This is a genomic window from Bacillus oleivorans, from assembly GCF_900207585.1.
GTDB classification, from domain to species: Bacteria; Bacillota; Bacilli; order Bacillales; family JC228; genus Bacillus_BF; species Bacillus_BF oleivorans.
In genome coordinates, this window is record NZ_OAOP01000008.1 from 176,996 (window position 1) to 193,919 (window position 16,924).

Genomic DNA, 16,924 nt, shown 5'->3' on the forward strand with positions numbered 1-16,924 from the left:
CTAAATAAAAATAAGAGCTGAAATCCTAAAATTCCAGCTCTTGTTTTAATTGATCGACATACTCTTTTGATCCAGTCACGATAAGCCGGTCTCCAAACTGGAGCTCGGTATCTCCATGGGGCACAATCGATTCATTCCCTCTAAATATTCTGACGAAAATGACATCTCCCGTAAACGGGAATCGGCGAATGGACATCCCATCAAACTGTTCATTTTGCATTTTGATTTCATAGAGTGCTGTTTCAACATTGGTTAAAATACTGAGAACACTCGGTGATTCAATTAAAGCCCTAAGCAGAACTTTTTGTGAATTGATCGCTGAGAAGACCTCAACCCCTTGCTCCCTTAATTTTTCACCATTCTCCTGAGATTCGATTCTGGCAATGACTCGCTGTACTCCATTTTCTTTAGCAGCCTTTGATAATTCTTGATTAATTTCTTCTTCACCTGTGCTAAATACAACAATATCATGCTGAAAAATACCTTCGTCTTTAATCGTCTCAACCCGATAATCCTGGATTTCTGTTATATCAAATAAGGATTCTGTGATTTGTTTTTCAGATTTATCTTGTCTCGTATGATAGAGAGTCGGCTCATAAAGCGATGATTTCAGTTCTCTTGATACCGGCATAGTCAATTGATTTGCTCCAACAATCGCTACTCTCAGCTTTTTAGGTGCCGCGACATGCTTCGGAAATAGCTTTTTAAAGGCTATTGGTGTTATGACAGAACTAATAACAGCAACTAAAATCAGAGTTCCGCTCATCTCATGAGAGATTACATTGATTCTTTCACCAATGGTTGCTCCTGCGATAACCAACGATAATGTCGACGTTAGCAAGAAGCCGGAAGCAATAACGGTTTTATGATCCCACCAATTTTTAAGCAAATAGACTGGAATAATCTTTGAGATGAATAGAGCAATCAAAAGTAACGGGATCAAAGCTAATAGCTTCGGATCGCTTAATAAAGCCCAAATATCTAACTCTACTCCAATCATCACAAAGAAAATCGGAATCAAAAAACCATATCCAAAGGAGTCGAGCTTGTGAATTAAATCCTGATCAGGCGATAATAGAGAAACTAATGTCCCTGCCAAAAAAGCACCGAGAATATTTTCTGCGCCGACAGATTCAGAAATCGCAACCAAGGCAATGATTAATGCAAAAACAGCCCGGGTTCCTATTTGAGTAGTTCCTTTTGACAAAGCTTCCATGATCTTGCTCTTTCTGTATATTCGGCCAAGGAAATAGAGCCCTATGCCTGCTCCAAACAAAATAAGGAGGAGCCACATATTCCCCGCGCCATTGGGATCATAGATAGAAACAAAAACAGCCAGTAAAATCATAGTAGCCAAGTCCGCAATTACCGCAACTAGCAGAATAATTTGCCCGATTCTGGTTTTTGTCATATTGGCTTCTTTTAATGTCGGTAACACAACTCCCAAACTAATCGTTGAAATAATGAGGGTCATCAGAAATACGTTTTCTATAAATCCGAAAAGAACAAATAAATAAGACAGACCTAGAGACAACAAAAATATCCCAGTAAAGATAATAGCAGCTACGGCAAACCCATTTGGTTCCAATTTTCCGGAAGGGAGTGTTTCCTTTTTCCCTTTTTGCTTAAATGCCGTAAAATCAATTTCTAATCCACTTAAAAACATTAAGAATATAAAACCAAGCGTTGACAATGTTTCTAGCCAAGCATCTGGTTTAACAATATTAAAGCCGCTTTCTCCAATAATGAGTCCGACGATAATCTCCGCCACAACAACAGGGATGACAGATAATTTAAATCGATGTAATAAAATCGGTGTTAAAAATGCGGCTACCATTACAATGACAAGAGATGTAACGGATGCACCATGTTCCATATCTTTACCTCCTTACATCAATCACAGTTTAAAAAGAAAACTTGACCCGGGAGCCAAGGTGTCTCCATATTTTCTTATTCTGATTTACCGAAGTTTCCTAAAGAATCAATATACTTGCAAGGCCAAAATAAATAAGAATACTGATCAGGTCATTAATAGTCGTGATAAAAGGACCGGACGCAACAGCAGGGTCTATTTTAAATTTGTGCATGATCAGCGGAACTAATGTGCCTGCTAAAGTAGCAACAAATAGAGATCCAGCAATCGATATTCCCACTAGTATACCTAGACCGACATTATTTTGCCAGATTGATACCAGAATCATAACAATCAAACCACAAGTAAGACCGGTTATGAAACCTGTACCTGCTTCCCTTGCGACCAGCTTTTGTACAGTTTCTTTCTGAATTTCACCTGTTGAAATTCCTCTGACCGCAACAGCTAAGGCTTGCGTTCCAGAGTTTCCAGCCATTCCCGCAATTAGAGGAATAAAAATAGCTAATACCGCGACTTTTTCTAATGTGGCCTCAAAAATTCCAATAAGGCTGGCAGTCATCATCCCTAAAAACAGCAAGATAATCAACCAAGGCAGTCTTTTTTTCGCTGCTGCCAATGGGCTTCTGTCTAAGATGTCTACATCGGAAATCGCAGCAAACTTTGAATAATCCTCAGATGCTTCTTCTTCTAAAACGTCGATAATATCGTCAACTGTTATAATACCCACTAATCTTTCGGTATCATCAACAACAGGCAAGGCAAGAAAATCATAGTCCTTCATCATTCGGGCTGCTTCTTCTTGGTCAGTCGAAACACTTACTGAGACAACCCGCTCATACATAATTTCTGATATCATCGTATCATCATCACTAATGATTAAATCGCGCAGTGACAAAACTCCTACTAACTTCTCATCTTGATCCACTACATAGACGTAATAAATCGTTTCTGCAGTAGGTGCTTCCTTTTTTAAAATATACATGGCCGAACGAACAGTCTGGTTTGCTTCGATTTTAATATACTCGGTCGTCATAATACTTCCGGCTGTATATTCTTCATAATGCAGCAAATCTTTAATTTCATTTGCTGCATCTTTATCCATTATTTTCAAGAAACGTGCCACTTGATCCTTATCTAGCTCATTTAACACGTCAACTGCATCGTCGGCATACATATTTGAAAACATATCTGCAGCATAATTCGGATCCATTTCGGAAAGGTAAACCTGAATCTGCTCTTTCTCAAGACCTACATTTTCAAAAAGCTCTGCCATTTCTTTAGGAGATAAATAATGATACAACAGGTGTCTATCTTGTTCATCGATTTCACTGAAAAAACTAGCCTGATCATAGGGATGGAGTTCAAGAAATTCTTCTCTAAATTGTTTGACCTGATTCTCTCGAAGATACTTAATCAGACTCCGCTCGATTATTTGATTTTCTTTTTCATTCGTAAGTCCTGTCATACCTCTCCCCCTCCCTTAGTCTAAAATCCAAATTGCTGCATCGGAATCAATTTTTTATTGTAACAAATGTATGTTTACCTTAATAGGATTTCATTTTAAAATCACATTACAAAAGATTCCTTTGAAATTAAATAGGGAATGATATACCTATTGTTTGTAAGGTTACTGTTTTTCATTATCATGAGCTTCGGCAAATTCCATAGTGCAATTCCCTGTATTCATAAATACTAAACACCTACCAAATGATACATAAAAATTGGATATACGTAAAATATTTATGGGAGGGTTCGTTTTGAACATAGATATAATCGGTGATATTCACGGTTGTTTCGATGAATTCGTCAGGCTTACTAAGAAGCTGGACTATAGCTGGGAAACAGGATTTCCTATCCATCCAAAGGGGAGAAAATTGGCATTTATTGGAGACTTAACGGATCGGGGCCCTAACTCGCTGCAGGTTATAGAAATTGTCTATACTCTTGTTTGTGAAAAGAAAGATGCCTTTTATGTGCCAGGAAACCATTGTAACAAGCTCTATCGCTTCTTTTTAGGCAACAAAGTTCAAATAACACATGGATTAGAAACGACAGTTGCAGAATGGCAAGCTTTAGATCCAAGTAAACAAACACAAATTAAACAGAAATTTATAAAACTTTATGAGGATGCTCCTCTTTATCAAATATTAGATAACGGGAAACTCATTTTAGCTCACGCTGGTATTAAAGAGTCATTAATTGGAAAAAACAGTGCCAAGGTAAAAACATTTGTATTATATGGAGACATTACTGGAGAAACACACGAAAACGGCAGACCGGTTCGAAAAGATTGGGCTGTCCATTATAAAGGGGAGGCTTGGATTGTTTACGGGCATACGCCTGTTAAAGAAGTGAGAAAAGTAGGTCGAACCTACAATATTGATACGGGCGCTGTCTTTGGAAATAAATTAAGCAGTCTTCGCTATCCGGATATGGAAATTGTCGATGTTGAATCCAGTATGCCCTATATAGAAGATCGGTTCCGGGCACTTGAATAAAACATCTGTTAGAGAAACTCATAAATTGGGGCTGTCCAGAAAGGTCTAGTAACTGACTTTTTAGTAGCCCATTTAATTTTGTTTTTTTTTAAAGTTGTGTTGAACTTGCCTGTTGATTTGCGCTTCAGGCGATCCGCCTTCCGCTCCAATCAACATAGTTACAACATTAGCAATAGGTAAAATATTTAAGCAGGTAGAGAAAAACAACTCATTTTTCTCCACCTGCTTTATTTTAGAGACGTATCGGACAGTCTCATCGTTTGTTCTGATTAAGTAATGTTTTGATATCCGCTGGCAGCTCTGAGTGAAATGTTTTCACTTCTCCAGTTACTGGATGTATAAATGAAAGTTCTACACAGTGAAGGGCCTGTCTTTTCATCCATTTTAAACTTCCGCCATAAAGGTCATCACCGACAAGCGGATGACCGATATACGACAAATGCACCCGAATTTGGTGGGTTCTGCCCGTTCTCAGCTTAACTGCAGTATGCGCAAAATCCTGATATTGCCTGATTAATGAAATTTCAGTTTCTGCATATTGTCCATCTTCAGTTACTTTCCGTTCAATAATACTATCTTCTTTGCGGCCAATCGGAGCAATAATGGTTTGATTGGCTTGCTTTAGTACTCCTTCTGCCAGTGCCTCGTATTTGCGTTTTAATGTCTTTACTTTTTGTTGTAAAGTAAGCAAATAATGAATATAGCGATGCTTAGCAACAAGAAGCAGACCTGATGTGTCACGGTCTAACCTTGTAACAATATGAACAGCCGATTCGATTTGCTTTTCTTGATAGTAATTGAGCAGTCCGTTTGCAATTGCGTGAGTTGGCTGCTCACGGGAAGGGATTGTTAAAATCCCGGGAGGTTTATTTACTACTAATACACTTTCATCTTCATAGACAATGTCTAGCGGAACTGGATCTTTCGTCAGAGATTCACTTGGCACCTCTGCTGGAAACTGAATGGAAACAAGATCATTTTCCTTTAAGATATATCTGACATTCACTTCTTTGCGATTGACCTCGATTTTACCACCCTCGAACTTTATGGCAGTCAATGTTCTCCGGGAAATTTCTTTTGCATATAGAAACTCCCGTAACACTTGACCTTCCTCATTTTTTTGAACGATCCATCTAAGCTGAAATGGTGCCATAACTTATTGCTCCCTTACTATCATGTCAAAAATAGAGTTTTAAAAGCGACCTGCGCGGGTGCAGTATAAATTACTCTTCCCCGATAAAGGAATCATGGACCCGCTTCCAGAAAGGAAAAGGCCGGAATCTGGCAAACCGTACTTTTTGATCAGCTACCCTAAATTGAATCGATTTAACGTCCTTATGCAATAAAGTTAAATGATCAACCGTTATATGAAAGTCAGGAGAATTCACGGGCTTAAGCACGCAAGTATGATGAGAAGGCAAAATTAATGGCGATCCGATCGTCCGGAATACCCTATTATTAATCGATGCCATCTCTGCAATTTGTATTGCAGGCAAGGACGGATGGATAATAGCTCCACCAAGCGCTTTATTATAAGCTGTACTTCCAGATGGGGTCGAGACGCATAAACCGTCCCCTCTAAAGCGTTCAAAATGCTGCCCTCTAATTTCAACATCGATTACAAAGGTTGCATCTACACTTTTAACGGTCGATTCATTTAGCGCTAAATAAGTAGTTTCCTTGCCGCCATGCTGATAGCGGATTAAGACCTCCAGCAATGGATATTCGATTGTTTGGTATGGCGTTTTCGCAATCGCAATCACAAGCTTTTCTAATTCATCTGGTGTCCAGTCCGCATAAAACCCTAAATGTCCCGTATGTACTCCAACAAAGGCTGTTTTATCCAGGCGCCGGCTGTATCTGTGAAAGGCATAAAGAAGAGTCCCATCACCGCCGACAGAAATTACAATGTCAGGCTGGTCTTCATCATAAATAAGATCAAAATCAGATAAATAAGTGCGAATTTTATGGGTTAATACGTTGGATTTCGAATCCCCTTTGGACGTAATAGCAAATTTTTTCATTCATTCATCCATCCCTACGATCAGTTTTATTCTGATTTTCCTTTTTTCTCGAAAAAAAGGCTTGGGCGTCTTGAATTTCTCCTCGGATTTGTGACATTTCTTCATCTAGTAAAAAGGCTGCCTCTGCTGCACGCTGCAATCTTACCTTAATGTCCTCTGGGAACTGACCTTTGTACTTGTAATTCAAGGAATGTTCAATGGTTGCCCAAAAATTCATAGCAAGAGTACGTATTTGAATTTCAACCAATATTTTTTTTTCACCATGTATCGTTTGAACCGGATACCTGATTACCACATGATAGGAGCGGTACCCGCTTGATTTCTTATGCGATATATAGTCCCTTTCCTCGACTATCTCAAAGTCATTTCTCATTTTTAAAAGTTTAACAACCCGATTAATATCGTCAACAAATTGACACATCACTCTTAGACCTGCGATATCTTGCATCTCTTCTTCAAGCCGATCTAATGGAATTCCTTTCTGTAAGGCCTTATCAAGGATACTTGCAATCGGCTTCACCCGTCCGGTAACAAATTCTATCGGAGAAAAGGATGAGTCCTGTTCAAATTGTGCACGAATCCCTTTTAACTTAATCTTTAGTTCATCAACCGCTTGCTTGTAAGGCGAGAGAAACAAATCCCAATGGTTCAATGCTTTCCCCTCCACAGATTACCGAAAAATAAGGCTAACATTCTATTTCATAAGAAAGTTATGATTTTATCCTCTTTAGCATCTTTTATTTTATCATACGATATCTGCACATGGGAAAAGTCGAATCACTGCATTCGATAATTTTTACATTTTCCTGACGAATCCCTTTGTTCTCTGCGCCCAAACAAGATACAATAACAGTAGACATTCAGAAAGGAGTGAGCAAATCGATTGACACAACAAATAGAAATTGAGTTTAAAAATATGCTCACTAAATCAGATTTTCATAAACTAATAAAGGAATTTAATCTCGGTAACGAAAATTTTAATAAACAAGTTAATTTTTATTTTGATACATACAATTTTGTGTTGAAACAGCACAATGCAGCTCTCAGAATTCGCGAAAAGAATGGTCAATATGAGCTAACCCTAAAGGAGCCATTAGGTCAGGGGCTTTTAGAAACAACAGATGTACTGGAACCTTGCATAGCTGAAGATCTCATAAACGGGAGGAATATCATTCCTGATGGGGATGTATGCATCCAACTGCAAAAGTATCCGCTTCAGCCTGAAAAAATCCGATTATTCGGATCATTAGAAACTGAACGGGCTGAGATTAACTATGAATCGGGATTACTAGTCTTTGATAAAAGCAGTTACTTCGGTAAAGAGGATTATGAGATCGAATATGAAGTAACAGATATTGATGCTGGCAAAGCATCCTTTCTTTCTTTACTAAACCGATACGACATACCAATAATACCCGCTGAAAATAAAATAATCCGATTTTATAAAGAAAAACAAAAGCATACTGAAAAGAGGATTGAAACGGAATGAAGGTCCAGGATATTAAAGCAATAATGGAAATACAAGCTCTGCAAGCATTACAAGGAAAAGAATCAGCCGTAAATTCATCGCAAATCTTTCAAACATTACTAGTTGCGTCCCTAAACGAATCAGCAGAAGTAAATCCATCAAAAAGTGTGGCAGATGGTTTAAATGGAATTGCTTCAGGAAGAAGTGTTTCAGATTCCAATGTTCAAGGCACTGAAAACATAAATGACATCATTCATATGGCAGCTGACCAATATAATATTCCAACTGAGCTGATTCATGCAGTAATCCAGCATGAATCCAACTATGACCCCTCTGCTACCAGCAGAGCAGGTGCCAAGGGTCTGATGCAATTAATGCCACAGACCGCTAAAAGTGTAGGAGTCACTGATATTTATGATCCTATGCAGAACATCTTAGGAGGAACCAAGTATTTAAAATCCATGCTTAATAAATATGACGGTGATATCCAATTAGCACTTGCTGCCTATAATGCGGGACCGGGTAATGTTGATCGGTATGGCGGGATTCCCCCGTTTAGCGAAACCCAAACCTACGTAAAAAAAGTTTTGGCTACTTATAATGAACTAATCTCCGTTTGAAGAGACCTTATTTGAGGTCTCTTTTTAAATACTCTGTCCGCTAATTGATCGCGCCCCTTTCAAGCCAAAGTCTGGAAAGTTAATCGCTCAGAACCTCCATTATTTAACAAAAGCTGCCATTCCCCAATGAAAACTGGTTTCCTCCATCATTCCATAAGCTATTTGTTTGTTTTATCCCATTCTCGCTGTTAAAATATCAACATAATAAGAAAAGCGCAAGCGCCCGTTTAGCGGCGTATGGAGTTTACTTTCGCCGCAGTGAGATAAAGGAAACACGGTGACCGTCAGGGAGACGATGTTGACTTATCGACCGGAGGTGAGGGAAACCTAAAAGCGAACCGCCTCGAACAGGCCCGACAACGCTTGCGCCTCCGACAAAGAAGCGTTCTTTGCTTCTGTAGGAGGAGGTGAAGCGTTCGAGGGCCTAGGCGGTGCAGCTGGATAAGTCCAATAGGCGCTGGGCGCTTACGCTAGACACATTTAGAAAAGGAGCTATACGAATGATTGGGAACAGACAACCCCCCTACGAAATTATTGGTAAAGAAAAGCTGTCGGATCTTATTGATGCCTTTTACCGACGTGTTCACAATCATCCGGACTTATCTCCCATTTTTCCAGATGATTTAACGGAAACAGCACGTAAACAAAAGCAGTTTCAGACTCAATACCTTGGTGGTCCTAATCTTTATACCGAAGAGCATGGTCATCCGATGATGAGAGCCAGACACTTGCCTTTTCCGATTACCCCAAAACGGGCAAAGGCTTGGCTTTCCTGCATGAGCGAAGCCATGGATGAAGTCGGTTTAGACGGACCTGTACGCGAAGAATACTTTTCTCGTCTTGTTTTAACTGCGAATCATATGATTAATACACCAGATTCTGATGAACGTGGTGATCTCGATGATGAATAATCCATTTCAAAATCCGATAGTCTCGCCATGCCAAGGGCTTGAGAAGAAACCTGTTGAAATCTATGTGTTTATTGATCCGCTTTGTCCTGAGTGCTGGGGATTAGAGCCTATCTTAAAGAAACTGCAAATAGAATATGGACATTATTTTACTCTAAGGCATGTTTTAAGCGGAAAATTAGCTACGCTTAATAGCGGACTCCGGAAAAAGCCCGAAAATATTGCGCAAGCCTGGGAAAAAACGGCAAGCCGCTCTGGAATGTCTTGTGATGGAAGCCTATGGTTCGATGATCCGATTTCAAAACCCAGCCTCCCTTCTGTAGCGATAAAAGCGGCAGAATTACAGGGCAAAAAAAGAGGCACTAGGTTTTTGCGTAAACTTCAAGAAAATCTCTTTTTACAAAAACGCAATATTTCTAATCTGGATGTTCTCATTGAATGTGCCAAATCTGTAGGGATTGATCTGGAGTTATTCCAGCAGGATATCCACTCAGAGAGTGCGGCTCATGCATTCCAATGCGATTTGAGGATTACCTCTGAAATGGAAGTAACGGAAATCCCGACTCTTGTTTTCTTTAATCAAAAAACAGATGAAGAAGGAATCAAAGTAACCGGACACTATCCGTATGAGGTATATAAAGAGGTATTGTTCGAAATGTTAAATAAGCATCCAGATCCATTTCCGCCGCCACCGCTTGAATCCTTTCTCCGTTTCTTTCAATTAGTAGCAACGAAGGAAATTTCCGTTGTTTATAATTTGTCTGAAGCGCAGGTCGAACATGAAATGAAAAAATTGATGTTAAAGCAAAAAGTTGAAAAAATTCCTGCAAAGTATGGAACATTTTGGCGATATAAAGATTTCTTTATCTAAAATAGAACAAAAAATTCCTTTATGGCCCCGCTTGTCCCAGTAATAGAACTTATATTTCATTCTTACTTTCGAACTTTTTATAGCTAAATTGTATAGAAGAAAAGACCCTTTGCATTATGCAAAGGGTCTTTTCAAACGAACAAAGGGGATGGGAGAAATTTTTCACGGTCAAACAAAGGGGTATGTGTTTGCTTGTGATTAACTTCACATTAATTACTATATCATGGTAAAGGATTACAGGCAAGTAGTCCGTTCATTGTTTCACAAATTTGTCAAAATTAAAGATATTTGATTATTGTACTAAATGACTCATTAGAATTTATGTATTCAGTAAAGAGAACAAGCATAGAGTAGAATTAAGAACACCAAGGATGGGAGGATAAGTGCAACTATGCTAGCCAAATTTCCAATCATTATTATGTTCCTCATTTTTATTTTCGCGTTCTTTCTGCAAATCCTGGGAATGCTTCATGTGGTCCCCCTTTATATTAGCTCACCTATACTTTTTATTGCCATTTTGATTATTATTTCGTATTTAAACGAGCGTAAAAAATTTAAAGGATACCGTTGAAAAGGGTCTGACCTATTAATTGTCAGACCCTCCATTAATTATTTAGTAAGCAGGCTTTCCATTTCATTTAAAAGCTGTTCAAACACTTGGCACGCTTGTTCAATTGGAGTTGAACTGTTCATATCAACACCCGCTTTTTTCAATACTTCAATCGGATAATCAGAGCTTCCTGATTTTAAGAATTCAATATAGCGTTCAACAGCAGGCTGACCTTCCTCGAGTATTTGTTTGCTTAACGCTGTAGCTGCACTGAAACCTGTTGCATATTGATAGACATAGTAGTTGTAGTAGAAATGCGGAATTCGCGCCCATTCCAATCCAATTTCTTCATCTACTACAATATCATCACCGAAATACTTCTTGTTTAAATCATAATAGATCTCAGTGAATAAATCCGCTGTTAACGTTTCTTCAGCTTGTGCTCTCTCATGAATCGTATGCTCGAATTCAGCAAACATAGTTTGGCGGAAAACAGTAGCGCGGAATCCCTCTATATAATGGTTAAGCAAGTATAGTCTTTTCTTCTCATCATCTATCGTTTTTAACATGTAATCATTGAGAATCGCTTCATTACAGGTAGATGCAACCTCTGCAACAAAAATCGAATAGTTTCCGTATGGAAAAGGCTGATTCTTCCGGGTATAGTAACTATGCACCGAATGACCGAATTCGTGTGCCAGTGTATATAGATTGTTTACATTATCCTGCCAGTTCATCAAAATATATGGGTTTGTACCGTAAGTACCCGATGAGTATGCACCACTGCGTTTTCCTTTGTTTTCATGGACATCCACCCACCGATTATCAAATCCTTCTTTTAATACATGAATATAATCCTCACCGAGTGGAGCAAGCCCTTTTAAAAGGATCTCTTTTGCTTCTTCGTAAGAGATCTTCATTTTTACATCTTTTACAAGCGGTGCATAAAGATCATACATATGAAGCTCATCTACACCAAGCACTTTTTTACGCAAGCTTACATACCGGTGAAGAAGCGGCAGGTTCTTATTAATGGTTTCAACCAGGTTCTCATAGACGGTTTCAGGAATGTTATTGTTAGAAAGTGCAGCATGTCTTGCCGATTTATAGTTCCGAACTCTTGCATTGAAGTTGTCTTTTTTTACTTGACCGCTTAAAGTACTGGCAAAAGTATTTCGGAATTTGCCGTATGTATCATAGACGGCTGTAAAAGCTTCCTGTCTGACCCTGCGATCGTCACTTTCAAGAAAACGAGTATAACGGCCATGTGTCACTTGGACTTCATTACCGTCTTCGTCTTTGATTGTAGGAAACTCTAAATCAGCATTGTTTAACATACCGAATGTACTGCTTGATGAATTTAATACTTCTGAAGCTTGAGCCAGCAATTCTTCTTGTTCTGCAGAAAGAACATGCGGGCGCTGTTTATTGATTTCCTCTAACTGTTGCTTATAAAGTTTGAGGTCATCATTTTCAGATAAGTATTTTTCTAATTTCGCTTCTTCAATCGATAGAATTTCTGGAATCACGTATGCAAAAGCACTGGCCGCTTTTGTATAAAGTGTTTTAGCTTTTCCATCTAATCCTTGATAATGAGAATTCGTTGTATCTTGGTCATACCTCATATGAGAATATGTATAAAGTTTGCCAAGGCGACTTGATACCTCATCTTGAAATTGAAGAGCTTGATAAAGCTGCTCTGCACTGTCTCCTAAAGTTCCATGAAATTCAGCCGCTTTTGGCAACAGAGCTTCTACCTCTTTATATTCTTGGTTCCAGTCTTCATCCGTTGCGAAAATATCTTCTAGCCGCCAAGTTTCTTCAACGGATATTTGTTCTCTTTTTGGCAAGTCTTTTGTTTTTTGTTCTACTGTCATGCTTGAATCCCCCTCTACGTGATTCCACTTTTTTTGAAAAAAACACCATTTAAACAATTCTACCATAACCAATCGATATCCTGCCTACTATTTAGATTTACGAAATACTTTTAATAGGCTGCCTATATGGTCTCGGTAAAATGCATTTACAGTCCGAATCGACTGATCCTGAGTAATGGATGCATTCATGATAGTTTGCGCCTCTTTTCCCACTAGTATATGGTTCTCATTTTCGCTAAATACATGCAGATTGACTAATATTTGCAGATATTCAAGGACAGGAATTTCTAATGAAGAGGGCTGGAACAAAAAATCCCTAAGTTCAATTTCACCCGTTTGAACCCGCTTTTTTAGAAGGTGGATCAGATGTTCCCTCGATATAGATTCCTTTCTTTGAAGGATTTGATATAGTTCCAAACATACATAGGCTTGCCAAATCGGCGCTGGGGTTTTGATATAAGGAAGAGAAAGATGAGGTATTCCTACAAATGGAGGCAGAAGCGACCGATGTACAGATTTCTGATATAAATACCGATAAAATTGCAGATCACTGGATTTCTTACTTACATTAGGGGTCAATAACCATTTGATTCTCTCCTGCTTCCAGGATCGAATAATAGATTTGCTGGATGGGGTTGTTATTAGAGGCGGTTGGTCTAACAGTGAATAAGGAGTTTGTAAAGCGAATATTTTCTTTTGTGAAAAGGGAAAAATGTGGTGGAATAATATTAATTTACGATTATCCGGATCAAGACACCAGAGGTGAAAATACGGATCGTTCCAAACCAAACCTGTAATAACAATTTCGGATAAGCATATGCTGCTGGATGAGGACTGAGACTTAATGAGGGAAGGAGCGAAAAACCATTTTTGCTTGATTCCTAATCTCGAATACCCTTCAACCCGCTCCCGCAGACGGGAAAGAGTAAGTGGAGAACATTGGTATTCAATGGCGAATTGCTGACTTCCTTTTTTAAGGAGAAGATCCGGCTTTTGAGAAATGGCTTTCAAATATACTTCTAACTCGGTTTTCCAGCCAAGGTTCTGAAAAAATGTTTGTAACAGCAGTTTTCCGTCTATATGCTGCTCCGATTCAGGTTCCCATTCAAACGGACAACGGTGATACTGAATATGAGAAAAGTGCGGATGATTAATTTCACCAATCTTTAATTGAACTTTTTGTTTGCACCCTGGGCAATAGAATTCCTGTTGCCTCAATGGAATAATTTCTTCCCTTGACTTTCCTATAAGTGAATATATATGGCCATTTTGATTTATTGCTACGAACAAATCATGCCTCACCTCCTCCTATTGTTTTCGCCATTTGTGGGAAAAATCCTTTACTATACATTAAATAAACTGAGTTTGCCTGAAGTTACACTATTTTATATTGTTTGGTAAACGGACCAACTCTGACTTTAAACACTATCCGATTTTTTTGTTCAAAGGGTTATAAATGACAAAAAAAAGCCGATTTCCTGCAGAAATCGACTTTTAAAAATATTCCGTTAACGCTTCGAGAGCATTATCACTTAAAATCAGCTTACCATACTCCTCAATCCGATGAATCGTCACATTCGTTTCTATTCCAAATTCAAGAAGAATGCTTAAGAAGTTATCTATTTCATCTTCCTCGTACTCATCTTCTGGGAATTCGACATATAAGAAATAGCGTCCCTCAAATGCGTATAGATTGGATGGAAGATGTGTCACCGCAGGATGTTTGGATAGCTGAATGACATTTTCAAAGTCATCAAATTCTACCACAAACTCCAGGACTTCCTCCACCTCGTCATACGTTGATGAGCTCTTGCCATGGAAGTGTTGGTCTAATAAATCTTCAATTCGTTCATCAACAGGGAGATCCTTTAACTTACTTTCTGGGAGTGGGAGTTCAAACTTTTGCCCATCTTTCGAAAGCTGTGCTTTTGTAACGAGAACTTCCAAACCTTTTTCAAGAGCTTGAACTTGGATCCAAAGCGGTCCTTCGACCATAAATTCTTCTTCCTGGTGGACTTCATCCATCATTTCCCAGAAGAGTTCTTCACTTCGTTCTCTGTTGTACCAAATCTCTTCTCTGTCAAAGCCTCTTTCTTCTATATCCCCATAGGAAATATAGAATTTTACGGTGTTCTCGTTAATACGTTCAATTTCCATTCTGATCTCTCCCTTCTATGAATGGGTTGGAAGGGATTTAAACCCCCGGCCTTATTCCTAGTTTGCCCAAAATAGGGTAAGTAAAGACTAGTTTAGCCTTGTACTTATATTTTATGATAAATCCAGCTAGAAGGGAATAAAAAACACTTCCCATTTGTAAATTGGGCGATATACTGTCAAAAAGACTATGGATCTCATCTTATGTTTAGACTTAGTCTATCCGTTTCCTTATATATTTCTAAGTTAAGGGAAAAAATCCTTTTCCTTATAAAATATTTTATAGAAAATGCCTTCATGACATCAAATGTTCATGAAGGCATTTAATTTGCACATGTAAAGCAAGACTAGAATCCGTTTACAAGCTTTTGTGCTTCTTTTAGATGATAAGTGCGAACTTTTCTAGGAAGAAAGCGTCGTATCTCATCTTCATTATATCCAACCTGAAGACGTTTTTCATCCATGATAATAGGTCTTCTTAAAAGCCCTGGGTTGTCATGAATCAGCTGCAGAAGCTCCGGCAGCGGCAATGTGTCTAAATCTACCTTTAAATTTTGAAACGTTTTAGAACGGGTAGATACAATTTCATCAGTTCCGTCTTCAGTCATTCTTAATATTTCTTTGATCTCGTTAATGGATAGCGGATCAGAGATAATATTTCTTTCTATAAACGGGATGTGATTCTCTTCTAACCATAATCTTGCTTTCCGGCATGATGTGCAGCTTGGTGACGTATAAAGTGTTACCATTTCATCAGCACTCCTTATACCGCATTTTCATCAAATTTGAAAATATACGGAAGGTCAAAAAACATCATTTTTACTTTAAAATTAATTTAAAGTAGGAATCACTATCAATTATTATACACAAAAATTTAGTTTTTGCGTAGTCTTTTTGAGAAAAAATGATAACAATGCATTCCTGTTATATCTTTACCCACTTTTCCCGATAATGAAACCCTTCCTATTTTTATACGAATCAACCACCAGAAAGTTTCATTTTTTTATAAAAAAACGAAGATTTCTTTGTTTCTTTTTTCAATTTCTCTCCCTTATTCTCAATTAAATATTTTCGAGCAGATCATTTTCCTTTTTTGCATGGCTGTATTCCAATACTTCTTCTACTGGCTGATAGGACTCCCCATAGAATTCTTCATCTTTATACGTATGAATGAATTCGTAGGTTTTTTTCATGGCTTCGAATATTTCCTTTTCAGATTCATTATGTGGAGCCCAATACAAAATTTCCATTGGATTTATTTGTTTTGTTGCAAGCGATCTTCTCTCATACCCGATTGATTGAGCATGCTGAAATCCTTCCCGTTTGTAAAACTTTAGCCGTTTTTCTGTATCACTATCTTCATAGTTAATCGGCTCGACTTCTAAAATAATAGGTTTACCCTTTGCTTTGAGCTTTTCAATTAAACTGTGCCCCAACCCTTGACCCCTTGATTCCTTTGATACAAATAAATAATCTATAAAAACAAAATTAGAAAATTCAGCGTACATCATGACATGATAAGGTCCTTCGTCCTTATGATAAATGTCTGCTCTTTCCTTTAATAACGTCTCCATGTGCTCCTTAGACTTCATTTCCTCAATTGGAAAATATTGATTTAATTTTTCGTACCAATGCATCTAAAAATCTCCTTTCTTTTTACCTTCTAGCCGAAGTATTTGTTAGAGGAATGCTTTTCATACTTTCCCACATACGATAGAATAAAAGGACGGAATATTCAAAATAGACGTTAATAATAGAATGGGGGAATCAGAATGAATATGTTCCTTTTAGATTTCGCTATTGTCTCCGTACTTGTAATTGGGTTAACAGCCTTAATGGGTGTTTTGACAAATGGATTGGGAGAAACCGTTTTTGGCAGCAAGAATAAAAATAAGTTTGTCGATCAAACAGCAAAAACCCAAATCGGCTGGAGAAAAGTAGGAGGGAAAAAGTCCTCTTAACACCTCATGCAATTACCTATACCCGGTCTCTTTCCTCATAAACGTTCATTTTTAGCTTTACATGTAAAAAAGGGTCAAATCTCCATATTATCATACTGGAGGTTGACCCTTTTAAATAAG

16 protein-coding genes are annotated in these 16,924 nt (G+C 38.2%); 6 read left to right on the forward strand and 10 right to left on the reverse strand.

Annotation, left to right across the window (positions count from 1 at the left end):
• Window positions 1–25: 25 nt before the first annotated feature.
• A complete protein-coding gene (locus tag CRO56_RS16970; protein WP_097159815.1) occupies window positions 26–1,876 on the reverse strand; it encodes a monovalent cation:proton antiporter family protein in 1,851 nt (616 codons plus the stop codon).
• Between the two features lie 97 nt (window positions 1,877–1,973).
• Window positions 1,974–3,338, reverse strand: a complete 1,365-nt coding sequence (mgtE, locus tag CRO56_RS16975; protein ID WP_097159816.1) for a magnesium transporter — start codon at window positions 3,336–3,338, stop codon at window positions 1,974–1,976.
• Between the two features lie 292 nt (window positions 3,339–3,630).
• On the opposite strand from mgtE, the gene prpE reads away from it, so the two are divergent.
• Window positions 3,631–4,371, forward strand: coding sequence for a bis(5'-nucleosyl)-tetraphosphatase PrpE (prpE, locus tag CRO56_RS16980; RefSeq protein ID WP_097159817.1), 741 nt, complete (start codon window positions 3,631–3,633; stop codon window positions 4,369–4,371).
• Between the two features lie 253 nt (window positions 4,372–4,624).
• Here prpE and CRO56_RS16985 read toward each other — a convergent pair whose 3' ends face one another.
• From CRO56_RS16985 to yjbM, 3 genes are all read right to left on the reverse strand, one after another.
• Complete coding sequence (locus CRO56_RS16985; protein WP_097159818.1) at window positions 4,625–5,524, reverse strand: RluA family pseudouridine synthase; 900 nt, start codon at window positions 5,522–5,524, stop codon at window positions 4,625–4,627.
• Window positions 5,525–5,594: 70 nt separating this feature from the next.
• The gene (locus tag CRO56_RS16990; RefSeq protein ID WP_097159819.1) at window positions 5,595–6,395 is read right to left on the reverse strand and encodes an NAD kinase; all 801 of its coding nucleotides are present in this window, start codon (window positions 6,393–6,395) and stop codon (window positions 5,595–5,597) included.
• Between the two features lie 4 nt (window positions 6,396–6,399).
• Window positions 6,400–7,047: a GTP diphosphokinase gene (yjbM, locus tag CRO56_RS16995; protein ID WP_097159820.1), complete on the reverse strand. Its 648-nt coding sequence runs from the start codon at window positions 7,045–7,047 to the stop codon at window positions 6,400–6,402.
• 231 nt (window positions 7,048–7,278) lie between these two features.
• On the opposite strand from yjbM, the gene CRO56_RS17000 reads away from it, so the two are divergent.
• The 4 genes from CRO56_RS17000 (at window position 7,279) to CRO56_RS17015 (ending at window position 10,262) form a co-directional block, all read left to right on the forward strand.
• A complete protein-coding gene (locus tag CRO56_RS17000) occupies window positions 7,279–7,884 on the forward strand; it encodes a CYTH domain-containing protein (protein WP_097159821.1) in 606 nt (201 codons plus the stop codon).
• The gene (locus CRO56_RS17005) at window positions 7,881–8,483 is read left to right on the forward strand and encodes a lytic transglycosylase domain-containing protein (protein WP_097159822.1); all 603 of its coding nucleotides are present in this window, start codon (window positions 7,881–7,883) and stop codon (window positions 8,481–8,483) included. Before CRO56_RS17000 ends, CRO56_RS17005 begins: the two co-directional genes overlap by 4 nt.
• 500 nt (window positions 8,484–8,983) lie before the next feature.
• The gene (locus tag CRO56_RS17010) at window positions 8,984–9,394 is read left to right on the forward strand and encodes a globin domain-containing protein (protein ID WP_097159823.1); all 411 of its coding nucleotides are present in this window, start codon (window positions 8,984–8,986) and stop codon (window positions 9,392–9,394) included.
• Window positions 9,387–10,262, forward strand: a complete 876-nt coding sequence (locus tag CRO56_RS17015; RefSeq protein WP_179714326.1) for a ClpXP adapter SpxH family protein — start codon at window positions 9,387–9,389, stop codon at window positions 10,260–10,262. The genes CRO56_RS17010 and CRO56_RS17015 overlap by 8 nt, the downstream gene beginning before the upstream one ends.
• 609 nt (window positions 10,263–10,871) lie before the next feature.
• On the opposite strand, the gene pepF is transcribed toward CRO56_RS17015, so the two are convergent.
• From pepF to CRO56_RS17045, 5 genes are all read right to left on the reverse strand, one after another.
• Window positions 10,872–12,689: an oligoendopeptidase F gene (gene pepF, locus CRO56_RS17025; protein ID WP_097159826.1), complete on the reverse strand. Its 1,818-nt coding sequence runs from the start codon at window positions 12,687–12,689 to the stop codon at window positions 10,872–10,874.
• An 87-nt stretch (window positions 12,690–12,776) separates the two neighbouring features.
• Window positions 12,777–13,979 carry a competence protein CoiA gene (locus CRO56_RS17030; RefSeq protein WP_179714327.1) on the reverse strand — a complete coding sequence of 401 codons (1,203 nt, stop codon included), beginning with the start codon at window positions 13,977–13,979 and terminating at the stop codon, window positions 12,777–12,779.
• Between the two features lie 204 nt (window positions 13,980–14,183).
• Window positions 14,184–14,846, reverse strand: coding sequence for an adaptor protein MecA (gene mecA / locus CRO56_RS17035; RefSeq protein ID WP_097159828.1), 663 nt, complete (start codon window positions 14,844–14,846; stop codon window positions 14,184–14,186).
• Window positions 14,847–15,190: 344 nt separating this feature from the next.
• Window positions 15,191–15,592 carry a transcriptional regulator SpxA gene (spxA, locus tag CRO56_RS17040; protein WP_097159829.1) on the reverse strand — a complete coding sequence of 134 codons (402 nt, stop codon included), beginning with the start codon at window positions 15,590–15,592 and terminating at the stop codon, window positions 15,191–15,193.
• A gap of 312 nt (window positions 15,593–15,904) precedes the next feature.
• Window positions 15,905–16,480: a GNAT family N-acetyltransferase gene (locus tag CRO56_RS17045; RefSeq protein WP_097159830.1), complete on the reverse strand. Its 576-nt coding sequence runs from the start codon at window positions 16,478–16,480 to the stop codon at window positions 15,905–15,907.
• Window positions 16,481–16,615: 135 nt separating this feature from the next.
• On the opposite strand from CRO56_RS17045, the gene CRO56_RS17050 reads away from it, so the two are divergent.
• Complete coding sequence (locus tag CRO56_RS17050; protein ID WP_097159831.1) at window positions 16,616–16,804, forward strand: hypothetical protein; 189 nt, start codon at window positions 16,616–16,618, stop codon at window positions 16,802–16,804.
• Window positions 16,805–16,924: the final 120 nt, after the last annotated feature.

Excerpts from the sequence above, each read along its gene's own strand:
- CRO56_RS17050 (WP_097159831.1), top strand. The coding sequence starts at position 16,616 with ATGAATATGTTCCTTTTAGATTTCGCTATTGTCTCCGTACTTGTAATT.
- CRO56_RS16990 (WP_097159819.1), bottom strand. The coding sequence starts at position 6,395 with ATGAAAAAATTTGCTATTACGTCCAAAGGGGATTCGAAATCCAACGTA.
- CRO56_RS17015 (WP_179714326.1), top strand. The coding sequence starts at position 9,387 with ATGAATAATCCATTTCAAAATCCGATAGTCTCGCCATGCCAAGGGCTT.
- spxA (WP_097159829.1), bottom strand. The coding sequence starts at position 15,592 with ATGGTAACACTTTATACGTCACCAAGCTGCACATCATGCCGGAAAGCA.
- mgtE (WP_097159816.1), bottom strand. The coding sequence starts at position 3,338 with ATGACAGGACTTACGAATGAAAAAGAAAATCAAATAATCGAGCGGAGT.
- CRO56_RS16970 (WP_097159815.1), bottom strand. The coding sequence starts at position 1,876 with ATGGAACATGGTGCATCCGTTACATCTCTTGTCATTGTAATGGTAGCC.
- CRO56_RS17005 (WP_097159822.1), top strand. The coding sequence starts at position 7,881 with ATGAAGGTCCAGGATATTAAAGCAATAATGGAAATACAAGCTCTGCAA.
- pepF (WP_097159826.1), bottom strand. The coding sequence starts at position 12,689 with ATGACAGTAGAACAAAAAACAAAAGACTTGCCAAAAAGAGAACAAATA.
- CRO56_RS17045 (WP_097159830.1), bottom strand. The coding sequence starts at position 16,480 with ATGCATTGGTACGAAAAATTAAATCAATATTTTCCAATTGAGGAAATG.
- CRO56_RS17010 (WP_097159823.1), top strand. The coding sequence starts at position 8,984 with ATGATTGGGAACAGACAACCCCCCTACGAAATTATTGGTAAAGAAAAG.
- mecA (WP_097159828.1), bottom strand. The coding sequence starts at position 14,846 with ATGGAAATTGAACGTATTAACGAGAACACCGTAAAATTCTATATTTCC.
- CRO56_RS16985 (WP_097159818.1), bottom strand. The coding sequence starts at position 5,524 with ATGGCACCATTTCAGCTTAGATGGATCGTTCAAAAAAATGAGGAAGGT.